This window comes from Mycobacterium sp. pUA109 (assembly GCF_041287095.1).
In the GTDB taxonomy this organism is placed as follows: Bacteria; Actinomycetota; Actinomycetes; order Mycobacteriales; family Mycobacteriaceae; genus Mycobacterium.
In genome coordinates this window covers 149,561-167,308 of sequence record NZ_JBGGKS010000010.1, presented here as the reverse complement: position 1 = coordinate 167,308, position 17,748 = coordinate 149,561, and the positions used below count along the sequence as shown (strand labels likewise).

Genomic DNA, 17,748 nt, shown 5'->3' with positions numbered 1-17,748 from the left:
GGCGCCCGCTGTTAGCGACTAACATGTTAGTAACTAACACCAGGAGGCGCGCCATGGAGACCGACGTCTTGGTGGTGGGGGCCGGACCGACCGGGCTGGCGCTGGCATGCGGGCTGGCCGCGGCCGGTGTAGCGGTCCGGGTACTCGACGCCGCGGCCGGACCGGCGACGACATCGCGGGCCCTGGCCCTCCAGCCGCGCGGGGCGGAGGTGCTGGACCGGCTGGGTGCCCTGGGCGATTTGCCCGACCGCGGCCTGCCGATCGACCGGCTGGTGATGTTCGTCGACGGCCGGGAATTGGCCAGCCTGCGGATCGGTCAGGCGCTGCGGCCCGGTGAGCCCGGCATTCTGCTGGTGTCGCAGGCCGTGATCGAGGCCGCGTTGCGGGATCGGCTGACGGCGCTGGGCGGGACGGTCGAATGGGGCCAGCGGGTCACCGGCGTCGATGCCGACGCCGACGGCGTCACCGTCGGGCTGGACGGCGCGCCGCCGCTGCGGGCCTCCTGGGTGGTCGGCGCCGACGGCGCGCACAGCGCGGTCCGCAAGGCGGCCGGGATCGGCTTCGCCGGGGTGCCGTTGATCGAGCGGTTTCTGCTGGCCGACGTGCACGCCGACCTGAACCGGCCGCGCACCACCACCGCGGCGTGGCTGCGCGGATCCGAGATGCTGGTGGCGATGCCGTTGCCCGGTGAGGACCTGTGGCGGCTAATGTCCCCGGCGCCGCCAGACGCTCCCGGTGAGCTGCAACCCGACGACGTTGTCGGCTATCTGGCCGCCCTGGTGAACGCCGAGATCGGCGGCACCGTGCACACCACCGAGTGGACCTCGGTGTTCGGCATCCAGCGCCGGCTGGCCTCGGCCTACCGGCGCGGCCGGGTGCTGTTGGCCGGCGACGCCGCCCACATCCACAGTCCGTTGGGCGGCCAGGGCATGAACACCGGCATCGGCGACGCGGAGAACCTGGCTTGGAAGCTGGCGCTGGTGGTGTCGGGTCGCGCCGAGCCGACCCTGCTCGACAGCTACGGCGCCGAGCGGCGCCCGATCGCCGCGGACGTGGTGGCCTCGACCAGCACCGTGACGGTCGGGGCGCTGGGGCAGGGCCGGGCGGCTCGGCTGCTGCGCGATCGGGTGGCGGTGCCGCTGCTGAATCAAGGCTGGCTGCAGCGGCTCATCATCGACAAGGCGTCCCAGCTGCAGGTCTCCTACCGGCGCGGGCCGCTGGGCGCGCGCCGGTGGCCGCCGGTCGGCCGGCGGGCCGGCGATCGGGTGCGCAACCGCGAGTGCGTGCGCGCCGACGGCACCGCGATCCGGTTGTACGACGCGCTTGGACCGGCCTGGGCGCTGCTGGGGCCGGAGCCGTTGGCCGAGATCGCCCGGGCCCGGCTCGGCGAGGTGGTCGGGTTGCGCGGCGACGGGGAGGCGCTGCTGGTGCGTCCCGACGGTCACCTGGCGTGGCGCGGCACCGATCCGCACGCGCTGCGCGGCTGGCTGGACGGTGCGCTGGGCCCGCGCACCGGGGTGCTCACCGCGTGAGCGACTGGCGGGCCCAGAAGAAGGCGGCGACCCGGCGGTCGATCCAGGAGCACGCGCTGCGCCTGTTCGCCGCCCAAGGTTATGAGGCCACCACGGTCGAGGAGATCGCCGCGGCGGCCGGGGTGTCGCACATGACGTTCTTCCGGTACTTCCCGCAAAAGGAGGCGGTCGTCGAATACGACGACTACGACCCGCTGCTGGAGCAGTCGATGCTCGCACGGCCGGCCGGCGAGCCTGTGCGGGTCGCGTTGCACGCCGCGCTGCGCGCCACCTTCGAAACCATCCTGGCCACCGACCAGGACACCTTGCTGGCCCGGGTCCGGCTGGTCATGGGCACGCCGGCGCTGCGGGCCCGGCTGTGGATCGCCGCGGACAGCACCCGGGAGTTGTTTGCCCACGCCCTGGCGCGCCGGGCCGGGTTGGCCGAACCCGATCTGGCCCTGACCGTGCAGGCCGGCGCGGCGCTGGCCGCCAACGTTGCCGCCCTGGAACGCTGGGCGCGCAGCGAGGACGCCGACCTGCTCGCACTGGTCGATGAGGCGTTCGCCGCGCTGGGGGGCTGAGCCGCCCCAACGCCGAGATCGACGCCAGCGTGCCCAGCACCCGAACTTTCCCGCGCCACCGTCGATCTCGCGCCGCTATGCGGCGGCGCCGTCGCCGCGCGCCAGCCGGTAGAAGACGTCGGGGTCGCGGGAGTCGAGGGCGAGCTCGCCGGATCGGCGATAGCCGCGGTGTTCCAGGAAGCGTTGCATGCACTCGTTGCTGAGTTTGGTCGAGGTCAACAGCCGCCGTCCGGGACAGTCCTTCTCCACGGCGTCGAACAGCTGCGACGCCACGCCGCGGCGCCGGTAGGCGGCCGCCACCACGACCAGCGAGACGAACGGCACCGTGACCAGGCCCCGGTTCCAGACCAGGAATCCGGCGATCGTCGAGCCGTCGACGGCCAACAGCACCCGGCTGTTACCGAATTCGCCGCGCAGGTAGGCGCTGTGATCCCCCGTGCCGCTGGCGGCGACCGCGAGAACCGCGTCGAGATCGGCCTCGACGGCGTCCCGGATCGTCACTACCCGCGGGTCCGGGTGCGACGCACGCTCCGCGCGGATCGCGCTGATGGCGCCCGCCCGCACCCGGCGCGGCCCAGCGGTGAGAACGTCACCGCGACGCACCGAGCCGATCCAGCCGTCGCGGCGCTTGCCGCGCTGCGCGATCAAGCCGCGCACGGTGCCCTCCACCTTGAACCCGCAGCGGGCCACCGCGCCACGGGCGGGCCAGTTGCCCACGGTCGCCCGCCAATGCACCACCTTCAGGTTCAGCTCGTCGAACGCCCACGCCAGCGCCAGCCGCAGCGCCCGGGTCATTACCCCGGCACCGCGCGCCCACGGCCCCAGGCCGAAACCCAGCTCGGCGCCGTCGACGCCGTCGAGCCGCAGGTCGACGCACCCGGCATAACGCCCCTGGTGCACCACCGCCCAGGTGGCGCAGGTCCCCGCCCGCCAGCCCTCGGCGACCGCCGACAAGAACTCCGCCGCATCGGATTCGGTGTAGGGCACCGGAATCAGCGTCCAGCGCTGGAACTCCGGGTCCTGGCACTGCGCCATGACACCGCCCAAATCCATTGGGCGGTAGCGTCGCAACAGCAGGTCCGGGCCGTCGGACAGTTCGGGTTCGGGTGGGAGCTGCACTTACCGATCCTCACACGCCCCGACACGGGTTCCACGCACCAGTTTTCACCTCAACCGCCGGCGGGCTCGGCGTCGGGTTCGCCGGTCAGCGGGTCACCGCGGCGCAGCATCGCGAACCAGCCGTCACAGCGCTGACCGCGGTGTTCGAGCAGGCCGGGCACGGTGCCGTGGACCCGGAATCCGCATCGGGTGGCGGTGCGCCGGGAGGCCCAGTTGCCGACTTGCGCCTTCCAATGCACCAACTCCAGCTGCAATTCGTCGAAGGCCCAGGCCAACACCCGCCGCAGCGCGCGGCTCATCACCCCGGCGCCGCGCGCCCACGGGGCCAACCCGAACCCGACCTCGGCACCGCCCACACCGTCCAGCCGCAGGTCGATGCTGCCGGCAAACCGCCCCTGGTACACGATGGCGAACGTCGCGACCGTGCCGGCCTGCCAGGCCTGGGCCGCCCGGTCCACGAATTCCCGCGCATCGGACGCCGTGTACGGAACCGGGATGCTAATCCAGCGCTGCATCTCCGGATCGACGCACTGGTCCACAATGCCGTCCACGTCGTCGGGTAACGGGCAGCGCAACAGCAGATCCGGGCCGTCGGTGAGCTGGGGCGGCGGCGGCAGCGGGGTCACGGGCATATTCACATCTTGACGCACCTGTCTTGCCAGCCGCTGCAGCAACGTGGACGCCGCGTGTGTTTAGCTCGCAGCCATACACATCGCCGCGCTGCGCCGCCTGATGCTGCTGGTCGTGGCGCTGGGGCTGGCCGGGTCGACCCTCGTCGGGTGCCGATCCGGGCTGGGAACCCACCTGATCGCCGGTCACCCGGCGATACCACCGCCGCCGCCGGCGGTAGCTCGCCTACCCGAAAATTGAGATTGCGTACAGGGCTGTGGATTTCGCGAACCAGCGACCCTGTGCGCAATTTCGACGCCGCCACGCCGCACCGCCGCAACACGGCGATGATCAGGTCGCCCGCAGCGCGCCGACCAGATCACCACGGTCGCCGACGGTGACGCCGCCCAATCCCAGCCAGGACGCCATACTGGCCAGCTCACCGGCCAGCGCGGCCGCCACCCGGGCCGGGGCGTGGCCGGGTTCACCGAACGCGCCCACCACGTGCAGTGTGTCGCGGTCGCGGTCGGCTTTCAGGTCCACCCGGGCGACCAACCGCCCGTCCAGCAGGAAGGGCCACACGTAGTAGCCGTATTGGCGTTTGGCCGCCGGGGTGTAGATCTCGATGCGGTAGTGAAAGCCGAACAGCCGCTGCACCCGCGGCCGGAAGAAGATCAACGGGTCGAACGGGCACAACAACGCGGTGCCCGCGTCGGCGCGGGGCACGACCTGCCCGACCCGCAGATAGGCGCCATCCGGCCATCCGTCCACCTCCACCGGTTCCAGCTCGCCGTCGGCGACCAGTTTGGCGAGCGCCGGTTTGGTCTGCGCGGCCGACAGCCGGAAGTAGTCGCGGATATCGGCCGCGGTGCCCACCCCCAGCGCGGTCGCCGCCCGCAGCGTCAGCTCGCGCACCGCCTCGTCGTCATCGACCGCGCGAGCCAGCACCTCCGGCGGCAACACCCGTTCGGTCAGGTCGTAGTGCCGCGCGAACCCCACCCGGGTGGCCGTCGTCAGCACCCCGGCGGCGAACAGTGCCTCGGCGACCCACTTGGTGTCGCTGCGGTTCCACCAGGCACCCTTGCCGCGGCGCGGCCGCGCGGCCAAGTGGGCCTCGATCTGTCCGGCGGTGCTCGGACCCAACTCGGCCACCGCCGCGACCACGTCGCCGGCCAACTTGGGATTGGCCCGCACGATCTGGGAACCCCACCGACCGTGGGTGTATTGCCGCATCCGCCACCGCAGCAGCGGCCAGTCCTCGACGGCCATCAGCGCGGCCTCATGCGCCCAGTACTCAACCAAGAGCCGCGGCTGTCGGGCGCTGTGCTGCCACGCCGCACGGTCCAGCAGCTCCCGGTCGTAGGGCCCCAACCGGCTGAACACCGGCGCGTAGTGGGCGCGCACCGCGACCGACACCGAGTCGAGTTGCAGCACCTGGATCCGGGAGATCAGCCGCCGCAGGTGCGCGCGAGTGAACTTGCCGCCGCAACCTGGGCCGCTAAACCCTTGCGCCGCAACGGCTATCCGACGGGCTTGCGCGGCGGTCAGCCTACGGTTCCGGAGCGACACGACGCCGAGAATACCGATTCAGGGGCGAGGCGCCCGCGGACTCACCCCGTGCTCCGCTTCTGGCCCAACGGCACCACGACGCTGGCGTCGAGCGGATTCTTTTGTTCCTGGTATGCCAACTCAAGGGTGGCCGGAACCGCCTCCAGGTCGCGGTATACGCCCATCAGTTGCTCCAGGACCTTGATTCGTTGCTGGCTCGCCTCGTCCACCGCCTGCCGGGACTGCTCACGATAGTGATCGGCCTCCTGCTTTGCGTCGGCGAGGAGTTGCTCACGCTCCTGCAGCGCGTCGTGGTTCGCCTCATCGATCGCCGATCGGGTTTCAGCGCGCATCGCGGCTAGCTCGGCGTCGAGCTCTTTCTTAGTTTCCGCATACTCCGCTTCTAAGGCGTTTCGCTGCGCGGTCATGTCCGCCACCTGCGCTTGGTGCTCTTGCCGCGCGGCCTCGGCTTCGGCCTCGGCCGCGGCGATCAGCGCCTCTGCTTCGGCCCGCGCCTCGGCCCGCATCTCGGAAACCTCGTCGAGCGCACACCGCAGCATCTTCGCCATCCGATTTTGCACCGCGTGGGGCGCGGGTGAGGTGTCCGTGAGGACGGCGACCTCCTTCCGCAGCTCAGCTACTTCGTCGCCGGATTCCTTCAGCCGGCCCCTCAGGCTCTCGACGTCGCGAAGCAGCAACTCTTGTTTGGCGGTCAACATCTCGATGTAGGCATCAACCGCAGCCGGATCGTATCCCCTGAATACGCGAGAGAACGTCATTGCGGATTCGGTTTCCACGTGCAACTCCCCTTCCCGAAAACGCCTGGTAGACCCAGTGAACCCGGCCCCCAGTCGACTATGTCACGGTCGTGCCGTTGGCGCGGACACGAGCGCTCACTACCGACTGTAGCTGTGGAAGCGGTAGCGCAGACCCGCGCTACTGGTCAGCCACTCCCCCGTCGTGGCAACCCACGACTCGTCCAGGACCGGCGCCACCACGTCCCCGTCCTCGCGCGGCAGGTCGATGTCGATCTCGGTGACTTCGCAGCGTGTCGCCAGCGGCAGCGCCAGCGCATAGATCTCGCCGCCGCCGATCACCCAGGTGTCCTCATCGGTGAGCGCGTCGGCCAGCGCGCTCGCCACGGTGGCGCCGTCGGCGGTGTAGTCGGTCTGCCGGGTCACGACGACATTGCGGCGGCCCGGCAGTGGGCGCACCCGGGCCGGCAGCGATTCCCACGTCAGCCGCCCCATCACCACGGTGTGACCCGTGGTGAGCTGTTTGAAGTGGGCTTGGTCCTCGGGCAGTCGCCAGGGGATGTCCCCGCCGCGGCCGATCACCCCCGACGTGGACTGCGCCCAGATCAGGCCGAGGGCCGTCATACGGCCACGGGGGCTTTGATCGCCGGATGCGGAGCGTAGTTCTGGATGTCGATGTCCTCGTACCGGTAGTCGAAGATCGAATCACGGTGCGCCAGCACAAGTTGCGGATAGGGACGGGGCTCGCGGCTCAGTTGCTCGCGGACCTGCTCGACGTGGTTGTTGTAGATGTGGCAGTCGCCGCCGGTCCACACGAACTCGCCGACCCGCAGGCCGGCCTGCGCGGCCATCATGTGGGTCAGCAGCGCGTAGCTGGCGATGTTGAACGGCACGCCCAAAAACAGGTCGGCGCTGCGCTGATAGAGCTGACAGCTCAGCTTGCCGTCGGCGACGTAGAACTGGAACAGCGCATGGCACGGCGCCAGCGCCATCTGGTCGAGTTCACCGACGTTCCACGCCGACACGATGATGCGCCGCGAATCGGGGTCGGTGCGCAGCAGCCGCAGCGCGTTGCTGATCTGGTCGACGTGCTCGCCGGACGGCGTCGGCCACGCCCGCCACTGCACCCCGTAGATCGGTCCCAGATCCCCGGTTTCGCTCGCCCACTCATCCCAGATGGTGACGCCATGTTCCCGCAGCCAGCCGATGTTCGAATCGCCGCGCAAAAACCACAGCAGCTCATAGATCACCGACTTGACGTGCACCTTCTTGGTGGTGATCAACGGAAACCCGGCCGACAGGTCGTAGCGCAGCTGGTGACCGAACAGGCTGCGGGTGCCGGTGCCGGTGCGGTCGGCCTTGCCGGTGCCCCGCTCCAGCACCAGGTGCAGCAGATCCTCATACGGCGTGGCGATCGGCACGCCGCCCAGCTTAGCGACGATCGCCAGCGCGGCGCGGCCCGGCGCGGCGGGTAGACGCGATGAATATGCGGCGCAGGCAGGCGAGTAGAACGGTAGCCATGCCGCACATCACTGACACCGTCACCACCGCCGACGGCACCTGCCCCATCGGCCTGTTCACCCCCGACGGCACCGGCCCGTGGGCCGGTGTGGTCATGTACCCCGACGCCGGCGGGGTCCGCGACACCTTCGACGACATGGCGGCCACGCTGGCCGGCTTCGGGTACGCGGTGCTGCTGCCCGACTTCTACTACCGGCACGGCCAGTGGGCGCCGTTCGATATGGGCACCGCGTTCAGCGACCCCACTGAACGGAACCGGCTGTTCGCGATGATCCGCAGCATCACCCCCGACATGATGGCCAGCGACGCCAGCGCGTTCTTCGCCTACCTCGACGGTCGACCCGAGGTGCGCGGCGACCGGTACGGCACCACCGGCTACTGCATGGGCGGGCGGACATCGGTGGTGGTGGCCGGCCGGGTCCCGGAGCGGGTGGCGGCGGCCGCGTCATTTCACGGCGGCGGGCTGGTCACCGACCAGCCGGACAGCCCGCATCTGCTGGCCGAGCAGATCACCGCCACGCTCTACATCGGCGGTGCGCAGGACGACGCCTCGTTCACCCCCGAGCAGGCCGAGGCGCTGGGCAAGGCACTGACGGCTGCCGGGGTGCCGCACACCATCGAGACCTATCCGGCCGGGCACGGCTTCGCGGTCCCGGATAACGCGCCCTATGACGCTGCGGCCGCCGAGCGGCACTGGGCGGCGATGCGGGATCTCTTCGGCGCGACGCTGTAAGCGGTACTCGCTAGCCGCCGGCCCGGAACATCCTTGCATCGCCGAGGATTTGACCACCGTCGATCACCATCGTGTCCCCGGTGATCCAGCTGGCGGCATCCGAGACCAGGAACGCGACCGCACCCGCCACGTCGACCGGTTCCCCGATCCGGCCCAACGCGGTGGCCCCGGCCACCGCCTGCTCATGCTCGCGCCACAGCGCCTCGGCGAGCCGAGTGCGCACCACCCCCGGACAGATCGCGTTGACCCGCACCCGCGGCGAAAGTTCCAGCGCCAGCTGCTTGGTGACGTGAATCAGCGCCGCCTTGGTGGCGTTGTACAAGCCGAGGTTCGCCTCGAAGCCCATGCCGCCGATCGATGCGGTGTTGACCACCGCACCGCCGTGCTCACCCATCCACGCCTTGACCGCCAGCGAGGTCCACAGCAGCGGCGCCCACAGGTTGACGTCGAAGACCTTGGCGAACCGGCCGTGGTCCTGGTCGATCAGCGGGCCGAACGCCGGGTTGGTGCCGGCGTTGTTGACCAGAATGTCGACGCTGCCGAACTTTTCCAAGGCCAGCTCGATGCAGCGGCGCGCCTGGTCCTCCTCGACCGCGTGGGCGGCGACCCCGATCGCGGTGCCGCCGACCTCGGCGGCGGCGGCATCCGCGCTGTCCTGCTTACGGGACGTGAGCACCACGTTGGCGCCGGCGTCGGCCAACCGCTGGGCGATGGCCAGGCCGATCCCGCGGGAGGCGCCGGTGACGATCGCGGTGCGCCCGCTCAGATCCAGTGAGGTCATCACGCCTCCCGGTATTTGCGCAGTTCCTGGCGCGCGATGGCACGCTTGTGCACCTCATCGGGGCCGTCGGCCAGCCGCAGCGTGCGCAGATGGGCGTAGGCCATCGCCAGCGGGAAGTCGTCGGTGACCCCGCCGGCGCCGTGCACCTGGATGGCGCGGTCGACGATCTTCAACGCGATGTTGGGTGCGGCGACCTTGATCGCCGCGATCTCGGTTTGGGCAGCCTTGTTACCGACGGTGTCCATCAGGTGGGCCGCCTTGAGGGTGAGCAGCCGAATCATCTCGATGTCGATGCGAGCCTCGGCGATCCAGTCCCGAATGTTGGCGTTGTCAGCAACCGGCTTGCCGAAGGTGACGCGGGACTGCGCGCGGCGGCACAGCAACTCCAGGGCTCGCTCGGCCATCCCGATCGCGCGCATGCAATGGTGGATGCGGCCGGGACCGAGCCGCGCCTGGGCGATCGCGAAGCCCTCGCCTTCGCCCTTGAGCACATCGCTGACCGGCACGCGCACGTCGTGGAAATCGATCTCGGCGTGGCCCTCCCGGTCCTGGTAGCCGAACACCGGCAACCCCCGCAGCACGGTCACACCGGGAGTGTCCATCGGGACCACCAGCATCGACTGCTGACGGTGCGTGGCGGCGTTGGGATCGGTCTTGCCCATCACGATCATCACCGTGCAGTTCTTGTGTAACGCGTTGGAGGCAAACCACTTCCGGCCGTTGAGTACATACTCGTCGCCGTCGCGCACCATCGACATCTGCACGTTGGTGGCATCCGAGCTGGCCACCTGCGGCTCGGTCATCACGAACGCCGAGCGGATCTTGCCGTCCAGCAGCGGTTTGAGGTAGCGCTCCTTGTGCTCGTCGGACCCGAAGAGGGTGAATACCTCCATGTTGCCGGTGTCGGGTGCGTTGCAGTTACACGCCTCGGGCGCCAGATGTGGGCTGCGGCCCATGATCTCGGCCAGCGGCGCGTATTCCAGATTGGTCAGCCCCGGGCCCCATTCCGGGTGCGGGTGAAACAGGTTCCACAATCCCCGGCTGCGGGCCTGCTCTTTGAGCTCCTCGAGGATCGGCGGCTGAAAGTGCGGGTCGCCGGAGTCGCGCATCTGCTCCTCGTAGACCGCCTCGGCCGGGTAGACGTGCGAATCCATGAACTCCAGCAGGTCCTGCTGATACTTCTGGGCGCGCTCGGTGGTTTCGAATACGGACATGCGACTCCTATCGGCGAAATCAATTACCCAGCAGACCGCGCTGGTAACGGCGCATGCCGTGCAGCCAGCGGTCGTAGTCGGCCGCCTTGTGGCGGTACATCTCCAGCACCTCCGGGTGCGGCAGGATCAGAAAACGTTCCTCGGCGATGGCGTCCAGCACGATGTCGGCGACCGCGGCCGGCTCCAGCACGGCGCCGGCGGCGGTGACCGCCCGGGTGGCCAGGTCGCCCAGCGGGTCACCGGACTGTTCGCCGGCGTACAGCAGTTGGGTGTTGACGCCCATCGGGCACAGACAGCTGACCCGCACCCCCTGGTCGCCGTAGGTGATGTTCAGCCATTCGGCGAAACCGACGGCGGCGTGTTTGGTGACCGAATAGGTGGCCGAGCCGAGCTGGGTGAGCAGCCCGGCCGCCGAGGCGGTGGCCACGAAGTACCCCGCGCCGCGCTTCACCCAGCGCGGCACTAGCAGTTGCGCGGCGCGGATGTGGGCGCGCAGGTTGACGTCGATGCTGCGGTCCCAGGCGGCGTCGCTGACGTCCAGGCCCGCGGCACCGGTGATGCCCGCGTTGGCGAAATACAGGTCCACGGGCCCGAATTCGCGGTCGGCGAGATCGATTAGCTGCTCGATGGCGGCGGACTCGGCGACGTCGGCGCCCGCGCCGACGGCGGCGCCGGGCGACTCGGCGTTGACCCGCCCGGCCACCGCGTGAGCGGCCTCCGCGTCCAGGTCGGCGACGACGACCCGCGCTCCCTCGCGTGCGAGTTTGGCGGCCAGCGCACCGCCGATGCCACCGCCACCGCCGGTGACGATGGCGACTTTCTGGGCAACCTTCACAGGGAAATCCTCGGCTCCGATCTCCGCGAGCAGACACAGAATCGCACAGATCCGGGCTGCCGAATGCGATTCTGTGTCTGCTCGCCGGTGGACCTCACCATAGTTGAATCCGGGCTCAGGTTCAACTGAGTGGCGAGCAGACGCAAAAGACCCTTCCGGGGCTGGGAAAAAGGGGCGTTTGCGTCTGCTCGGCGGGTCAGCGGGGAAACCGCAGCGCGTTGGCCCACAGCCGGGTCACGGTGGCCACCAGCGCCTCGAAGTCGACATCCTCGATCTCCTCGATCGCGAAGGCGCTGTAGGCCAGCCGGCTGACCATGCTCGACAGCGCGCGCGAGGCGAGCACCGGGTCGACGTCGGGGTCGGCGATGCCGCGGGCCTGCAGGTCGGCGATCCCGGCCGCGTTGCGCCGAATGAACGCGTCGGCGCGGCGGGTCCGAAACGCGCGGAACTGCGGATCCACCTGGGCGACTTGCTCCAGCAGGGCCATCAGTTTGGCGTTGCGTCGATACGCCTCCAGGTAGGCACGGTTGCTGGCCTCCAGCACCGCATACGGGTCATCGGTATCGCTGACCCGGTCCATGCCCGGATGCAGCATGTCCTGCTGGGCCTGCTCGAGTACGGCGGCGAAGATCTCTTCTTTGTTGGCGAAGTAGGTGTAGAAGGAGCCGGTGGCACACCGGGCCGCCTTGGTGATGTCGGCGAGCTTGGCGTCGAGGTAGCCGTCGCGCTCGAACACCTTGCGCGCGGCGGCGATCAGCGCGGCCCGGGTACGGGCACCGCGCACGGTTGCCGGTGCGGGCCGGGTCGGCGGCGGCACCTCGTCCGATACGCCCGACGCGGTCGTATCCATCCGGAAAGGATATCTGAATCCGACGTCGGGTTCGTACGTTGCGGACATGGCCGTCGCGGACGTCGTCCGGTGTTGGCACCCCCGCACAGCGGATGCGGCGGGAGCGGCGGCAGGGTAGACATTGTGGGTCGTGGATCGGTTTCCAGGAGGCGGCGATTGAGTGACGACACCGAGCGGGGTTCGGGGGCCAGGAACCACCCCCCAGCGTCGCTGCGCAACCCGTGGTTTCTGTTGGGCGTCGGCGCCCTGGTGCTGGTGGCCGCGCTCGGCAGCCTGTATATCTGGCGCACCACCCCCGCAGCCACCAAGACTGCCCCGCCGGGTCGCGGAGAACCCCTCATCACCACCACGACCCGACCCGTGCCGGCCGACCGCCTGGACGCCATTCTCCTGAGCCCGGCCGAAATCGGCACCCTCATGCGCACACCAAACCTCCACCCCGACCCCACCGAGCGGGACATGATCAGCCCCACGTATACGGTGTCGCGCCCGGAGTGCCTGTCGGCACTGCATGCCGTCGTCGCGCCGGCGTATCAGGGCAGCGACTGGACCGCGGTTTACTCGCAGTACTCGGCGGAACCAGGCACCTCGATCGACCACGAGGTCCGTCAGGGCGTCGTGGCTTATCCGTCCGCCGACCAAGCCGACGCGTTCCTGCAGAGTTCGCTGGCCAAATGGAAGTCGTGCGTTGGGCAAACCGTGACGGTCACCAACGCGGACGGCATGTCCCGGCGGGTGACCTTCGAAAACCTCATCGGTGTCTTCCCCAAGATCAGCCTGTTCAGCACGATTGATGCACCTCAGGACTGGGCGTGTCAGCGCGCGATGCGCTCGGTGTCCAATGTGGTCATCGACGTCGGAGTCTGTGGCCGCGGCATCACCGATGATGCCAGCCGGATCGCCTACCAGATGTCGGGCAACGTCGACAAGATATCGTGACCGGATCCGGTCAGCCGCCCGACAGCCTGCTGATCCACACCCGCGAATCCGCGGGGTCGATCACGTCGTCGAGTTCGAATGTGGTCGCCGAATGCAGCGCCTTGCCGCGTTGGTAGGCCGCCTCGACGAGCTTCTCGAACAGCTGTTGCCGCTCAACCGGGCCCGCGGCGGCGGCCAGCTCCTTGCTATATCCCAGCCGCACCGCCCCTTCCAGACCCATCCCGCCGATCTCGCCGGTCGGCCAGGCGACGGTGAACTGCGGGGCGTGAAAGGAGCCACCGGCCATCGCCATCGCGCCCAGCCCATAGCCCTTGCGCAGCACGATCATCCCGAACGGCACGGTCAGCCGCGCGCTGACGACGAACAGCCGGCCGAAGCGCCGGACCGCGGCCTCCTTCTCGACGTCCGGGCCGACCATGAAGCCGGGCGTGTCGCACAGCGAGATCACCGGCAGTCGAAACGACTCGCACAGCTCCAGGAAGTCGGCCAATTTGTCGGCGGCCTCGGCGTCGATGGCCCCGCCGAGGTGGTAGCTGTTATTGGCCACCAACCCGTAGCCGACGCCCTCGACGCGGACCAGCGCGGTGACGATTCCGACCCCGTATTCGGCGCGCAACGGCAAAACGGAGCCGACGTCGACCACCGACTCGATGGCCCGATGCACGTCGTAGGCCCGCAACCGGTTTTGCGGCACCACGTGTTGGGCCAGCCGCGGGTCCGGGGCCTCCCACTCGGCGACCCGGCCCTGGAAATACGACAGGTACCGCTGGGCCAGCGTCACCGCGTGCGCTTCGTCGCGGGCGACCACGCCGACCACGCCGTTGCGGCGTTGCACGTCGATCGGCCCGATGTCTTCGGGCCGATACACGCCCAGGCCGCCGCCCTCGATCATCGCCGGCCCGCCCATCCCGATGTTGGCATCCGGGGTCGCGATGATCACATCGCACACCCCGGCCAGCGCGGCGTTGCCGGCAAAACAGCGCCCGGACACGATCGCGATCAGCGGCACCCGGCCGCGCAGCGCGGCCAGCGCGCGAAACGTGGGCACGTCGAGTCCGGCCATGCCGCCCACGTCGGTGTCGCCGGGCCGGCCGCCGCCGCCCTCGGCGAACAGCACCACCGGCAGCCTTCTGCGCGCCGCCAAGTCGAAAACCCGGTCGGTTTTGGCGTGGTTGCGCATGCCTTGGGTGCCGGCCAGCACGGTGTAGTCGTAGGACAGCACGGCGGCTTCGGCGGCGGCCCGCCCGAATTGCGCCGCCCCGATGGTCGCCAGCCCGGCGACCAGTCCGTCGGCCGGGGTGTTGGCGATCAGATCCGCTTCGGAGCGGCGGCTGCGCTGCGCGGCCAGCGCTAAGGCCCCGTATTCGATGAAGCTGCCGGCGTCCACCAGGTCGGCGATGTTCTCTCGGGCGGTGCGCCGATTCTGGTTGTGCCGCTTGGTGACTGCGTCCGGGCGGCCCTCGTCCCGGGTGCGTCGGTGCCGTTCACGGATCTCGTCGAGGTCGGCGCGGGGTGCCGCCAATTCGCGTTCGGCGACCGACACGTCGGCTTCGGGGTCCCCGGTGCGGGTGAAGATCAGCAGCGGGTCCCCGGCGCCGACGGTTTGTCCCGCGGTCACCAGGGCCCGCACGGTGCGCACCTGCGCCGGTGCGGCCAGCACGTGCTGCATCTTCATCGCCTCCAGCACCACGAGGACGGCGCCGGTCCCGACGTCGGCGCCGTCGGGCGCGACCTCGACGACGGTGCCGGCCATCGGGGTGTGCAGCGCCTCCTCCGCCGAGCCCAGGTCCGGTGCGGGAACCGCCGCGGTGCCGCCGGCCGCGGGGCCGAGCAACTCGGGAAGCTTGTCCTGCAGCCAACTCGTCGACACCACCCCGGATTGCAGGTCGCGGTCGGCCAGCAGCGCGCGCAGGAATGCGAGGTTGGTGTGCACGCCGTCGATGCCGAACTCGCCCAGCGCCGCCCGCGCCTTGCGCAGCGCCGCCGGAAACGACGGGCCGCGGGTGTGGGTGATCACCTTCGCCAGCAGCGAGTCATAGCGCGGGCTGACGGTGAGCCCGGGTCGGCCGTAGGTGTCCACCCGCACCCCGGGGCCGGTGGGCGGCGCGAAGGCGGTCAGGGTTCCGGCGGTGGGCAGCACCGATCCGTCGACCCCGACGGTTTCCAGGTTGACCCGGGTCTGCACGGCGACCCCGTGCGCGGGCGCCGGCTCCCCGGTCGCGGCGGCACGGTCGGCGACGATCCCGGCCGGCAGGCCCAACTCGGGAAATCGGGCACCGCCGGCGATGGCGAGCTGCACGGCCACCAGGTCGACCCCGGCAACTTCCTCGGTGACGGTGTGTTCGACCTGGATGCGCGGGTTGACTTCCAGGAAGACGAATCGGTCGGCGCTGACCAAGAACTCGACGGTGGCCAGCCCGCGGTAGCCGACGCTGGCGCACAGCCGCGCCGCCGCCCGGTGCAGGTCGTGGCGCACCGACGGCGACAGGCCCTGCGCGGGCGCGATCTCGACCAGCTTCTGGTAGCGCCGCTGGATGCTGCAGTCGCGGTCCCCGAGGGCAAGCGCGCGGGTGTCCTCGGCGGTCGGCGCGGCGACGATCTGCACCTCAATGTGGCGGGCGTTGTCGACCAGCGCCTCGGCGAACACCGCGGGGTCGCCGAAGCCGAGTTGTGCTTCGGCGGCGCAGCGGCGGTAGGCATCGTCGATCTGATCGGCGGCGCGGACGGTGCGCAGCCCGCGGCCGCCGCCGCCGGCCAGCGACTTGATCATGATGCCGGCGGGGTGGGCGGCGAAAAACGTGTGCACGTCGGCGACACTGGCTCTACCGTCGGTCGCGTCCGGCACCGGCAACCCGGCCGCGACGGCGGCGCGACGGGCCGCGGTCTTGTCGCCGAACATCTCCAACAATTCCACCGACGGGCCGACGAAGGTGTGACCGGCGGCGGCGACGGCGCGGGCGAATGCGGCGTTCTCGGACAGGAACCCGTAGCCGGGATGGATCACCTCGGCGCCGGCCCGCTCGGCGGCGGCCAGCACGGCGGTCGCATCCAGGTACGCCGCCGGGCCCGCGCCGGGCAGACCGACGGCGGTGTCGGCGGCGTGCACGTGCGGGCTGTCGGCGTCGTCCTCGGCGTACACCGCGACGCTGCGCAGCCCAAGCTCGGTGGCGGTGCGGATGATGCGGAGCGCGATCTCACCGCGGTTGGCGATCAGCAGCGTCATCGCAGCGCCGGGCCCCACTGCACCTGGGCGCGCAGCCGATCCTTGCGCAGCTTGCCGCTGGGGGTGCGCGGCAGCTCCTCGGTGACCACGGTGATGTATTGCGGGACTTTGAAATCGGCGAGTTGGTCACGGCAGTGGTCCAGCACCGCCGCCAGGTCAACCGGTTCCCGGTCGGCGACCAGCACGGCGCCGACCTTTTCGCCCATCACGTCGTCGGGCACCCCCAGGACGCAGGCGTCGGCGACCCCGGGCGCCGACAGCAGCGCCGCCTCCACCTCGACGCTGGACACGTTTTCCCCGCCGCGGTTGATGATGTCCTTGAGCCGGTCGATGAGATGGACCCGGCCGGCGTCGTCGACCCGGACCACGTCGCCGGTGTGCAGCCAGCCGTCCACGATGGTGGCGGCGGTGGCCTCGGGCCGGTTCCAGTACCCGCCCATCACGTTGGCGCCGCGCACCACCAGTTCGCCGGTGTGGGGATCGTCGCCGAGCGGCAGCACCCCGATGTCCCCGGAGGGCACCGCGTAACCGACCGAGTCGGCGTGCTCCACCGCCTCGGTGTCCGGCAGGACCGTCATCAGCGACGCGGTCTCGGTCATGCCGTAGCCGTTGAACACCGTCGCCGCACCGAATGCGTCGCGCAGCGCGCGCACCAGCGACGGCGCGATGGGCGCGCCACCGTAGCCCACCCAGCGCACCCCCGACACGTCGGCTCCGGCGAAGGCGTTGTGCCGCAGCAACAACGCGTAGATCGCCGGGACCGTCACCAGCGCCGAGATCCGTTCGGCGGGCAGCGCCGCGATCAAGTCGGGCAGGCTCAGCGCGGGCAGGATCACCGCCGCTCCCCCGGTGTAGGCGGCCGCCAGCAGCTGGGAGTTGCAGCCGGTCACGTGGAACAGCGGCACCGAGATCAGGGTGCGCAGCCCCTCACCGATGTCGCGCGGCTGTCCCAGCCCGCGCAGCATGTTCTCGGCGTTGGTCAAAAACGCCTCGTGGCTGGTGGGCACCCCCTTGGGGTGGCCGGTGGTGCCCGAGGTGTAGAACAGCGCGGCGGTGTCGGTGCGGCTCAGCCCGTCGACCACGTACGGGTCACCGTCGGGCAGCGCGGTGTCGGGCGCGAGATCGATCCGCGCACCGGCGTCGGACAACACGAACTCGATCTCCGGCGCCGCCGAGCGGGTGTTGACCGCGACCGGCACGCCACCGGCCATGATGGTGCCCCAAAACGCCAGCACCCAGTCGATGCCCGCGGGGTACCGCACCCCGACCCGGTCACCGCGGCGCAGCCCGTTTGCGCGCAGCCCGCCGGCCACCCGCGCGGCGCGCTGCCACACCTGGCGATAGGTCAGGCGAGCGCCACCGAGTTCCACCACCGCCTCGGCCTCCGGCCGGCCGTCTACCTGCTCGGCGAGCATGTCCAGCAGGGTGGCCGGCAGCCGCTCGTAGTGCGCGATGCCGTGTTCATCCCGGATCACCCCGGTGGTCGGGAGCGGGTTGTGTCGACGCGGGATCTCGGTCACCGGGCG

General features: G+C 70.3%; 16 protein-coding genes. 4 read left to right on the top strand and 12 right to left on the bottom strand.

The annotated features are described in order from the left end of the window. Positions 1 to 53: 53 nt before the first annotated feature. Both ACAG26_RS13730 and ACAG26_RS13725 read left to right on the top strand, forming a co-directional pair. Positions 54 to 1,532, top strand: coding sequence for an FAD-dependent monooxygenase (locus ACAG26_RS13730; protein WP_370483034.1), 1,479 nt, complete (start codon positions 54 to 56; stop codon positions 1,530 to 1,532). Next, positions 1,529 to 2,095 (top strand): TetR family transcriptional regulator, encoded by a 567-nt coding sequence (locus ACAG26_RS13725; protein WP_370483032.1) that lies wholly within the window; start codon positions 1,529 to 1,531, stop codon positions 2,093 to 2,095. The genes ACAG26_RS13730 and ACAG26_RS13725 overlap by 4 nt, the downstream gene beginning before the upstream one ends. Before the next feature lie 75 nt (positions 2,096 to 2,170). Here ACAG26_RS13725 and ACAG26_RS13720 read toward each other — a convergent pair whose 3' ends face one another. From ACAG26_RS13720 to ACAG26_RS13695, 6 genes are all read right to left on the bottom strand, one after another. Then, positions 2,171 to 3,214: a GNAT family N-acetyltransferase gene (locus ACAG26_RS13720; protein WP_370483030.1), complete on the bottom strand. Its 1,044-nt coding sequence runs from the start codon at positions 3,212 to 3,214 to the stop codon at positions 2,171 to 2,173. Positions 3,215 to 3,264: 50 nt separating this feature from the next. Then, a complete protein-coding gene (locus ACAG26_RS13715; RefSeq protein ID WP_370483028.1) occupies positions 3,265 to 3,846 on the bottom strand; it encodes a GNAT family N-acetyltransferase in 582 nt (193 codons plus the stop codon). Between the two features lie 328 nt (positions 3,847 to 4,174). Next, the gene (locus ACAG26_RS13710) at positions 4,175 to 5,392 is read right to left on the bottom strand and encodes a winged helix-turn-helix domain-containing protein (protein ID WP_370483026.1); all 1,218 of its coding nucleotides are present in this window, start codon (positions 5,390 to 5,392) and stop codon (positions 4,175 to 4,177) included. A gap of 41 nt (positions 5,393 to 5,433) precedes the next feature. After that, positions 5,434 to 6,168 (bottom strand): DivIVA domain-containing protein, encoded by a 735-nt coding sequence (locus ACAG26_RS13705; protein ID WP_370483024.1) that lies wholly within the window; start codon positions 6,166 to 6,168, stop codon positions 5,434 to 5,436. A gap of 99 nt (positions 6,169 to 6,267) precedes the next feature. Beyond that, complete coding sequence (locus ACAG26_RS13700) at positions 6,268 to 6,750, bottom strand: dihydrofolate reductase (RefSeq protein WP_370483023.1); 483 nt, start codon at positions 6,748 to 6,750, stop codon at positions 6,268 to 6,270. Next, positions 6,747 to 7,547 carry a thymidylate synthase gene (locus ACAG26_RS13695; protein ID WP_370483021.1) on the bottom strand — a complete coding sequence of 267 codons (801 nt, stop codon included), beginning with the start codon at positions 7,545 to 7,547 and terminating at the stop codon, positions 6,747 to 6,749. Before ACAG26_RS13695 ends, ACAG26_RS13700 begins: the two co-directional genes overlap by 4 nt. A gap of 98 nt (positions 7,548 to 7,645) precedes the next feature. Between ACAG26_RS13695 and ACAG26_RS13690 the strand changes: the two genes are divergently transcribed. Further along, positions 7,646 to 8,380, top strand: coding sequence for a dienelactone hydrolase family protein (locus tag ACAG26_RS13690; protein WP_370483019.1), 735 nt, complete (start codon positions 7,646 to 7,648; stop codon positions 8,378 to 8,380). Positions 8,381 to 8,390: 10 nt separating this feature from the next. Here the strand turns inward: ACAG26_RS13690 and ACAG26_RS13685 are convergent, their stop codons facing one another. From ACAG26_RS13685 to ACAG26_RS13670, 4 genes are all read right to left on the bottom strand, one after another. After that, a complete protein-coding gene (locus ACAG26_RS13685; RefSeq protein WP_370483018.1) occupies positions 8,391 to 9,161 on the bottom strand; it encodes an SDR family oxidoreductase in 771 nt (256 codons plus the stop codon). Beyond that, positions 9,161 to 10,375, bottom strand: a complete 1,215-nt coding sequence (locus tag ACAG26_RS13680) for an acyl-CoA dehydrogenase family protein (protein WP_370483016.1) — start codon at positions 10,373 to 10,375, stop codon at positions 9,161 to 9,163. Before ACAG26_RS13680 ends, ACAG26_RS13685 begins: the two co-directional genes overlap by 1 nt. Positions 10,376 to 10,394: 19 nt before the next feature. Next, positions 10,395 to 11,210, bottom strand: a complete 816-nt coding sequence (locus tag ACAG26_RS13675) for an SDR family oxidoreductase (protein ID WP_370483014.1) — start codon at positions 11,208 to 11,210, stop codon at positions 10,395 to 10,397. Positions 11,211 to 11,406: 196 nt separating this feature from the next. Next, complete coding sequence (locus tag ACAG26_RS13670) at positions 11,407 to 12,060, bottom strand: TetR/AcrR family transcriptional regulator (protein WP_370483013.1); 654 nt, start codon at positions 12,058 to 12,060, stop codon at positions 11,407 to 11,409. Positions 12,061 to 12,291: 231 nt separating this feature from the next. Here ACAG26_RS13670 and ACAG26_RS13665 point away from each other — a divergent pair, with 231 nt between their 5' ends. Continuing rightward, a complete protein-coding gene (locus tag ACAG26_RS13665; protein WP_370483011.1) occupies positions 12,292 to 12,999 on the top strand; it encodes a sensor domain-containing protein in 708 nt (235 codons plus the stop codon). Between the two features lie 10 nt (positions 13,000 to 13,009). Here the strand turns inward: ACAG26_RS13665 and ACAG26_RS13660 are convergent, their stop codons facing one another. Beyond that, the gene (locus tag ACAG26_RS13660; RefSeq protein WP_370483009.1) at positions 13,010 to 16,222 is read right to left on the bottom strand and encodes a carboxyl transferase domain-containing protein; all 3,213 of its coding nucleotides are present in this window, start codon (positions 16,220 to 16,222) and stop codon (positions 13,010 to 13,012) included. Further along, positions 16,219 to 17,742, bottom strand: coding sequence for a class I adenylate-forming enzyme family protein (locus ACAG26_RS13655; RefSeq protein ID WP_370483100.1), 1,524 nt, complete (start codon positions 17,740 to 17,742; stop codon positions 16,219 to 16,221). The genes ACAG26_RS13660 and ACAG26_RS13655 overlap by 4 nt, the downstream gene beginning before the upstream one ends. Positions 17,743 to 17,748 lie beyond the last annotated feature (6 nt).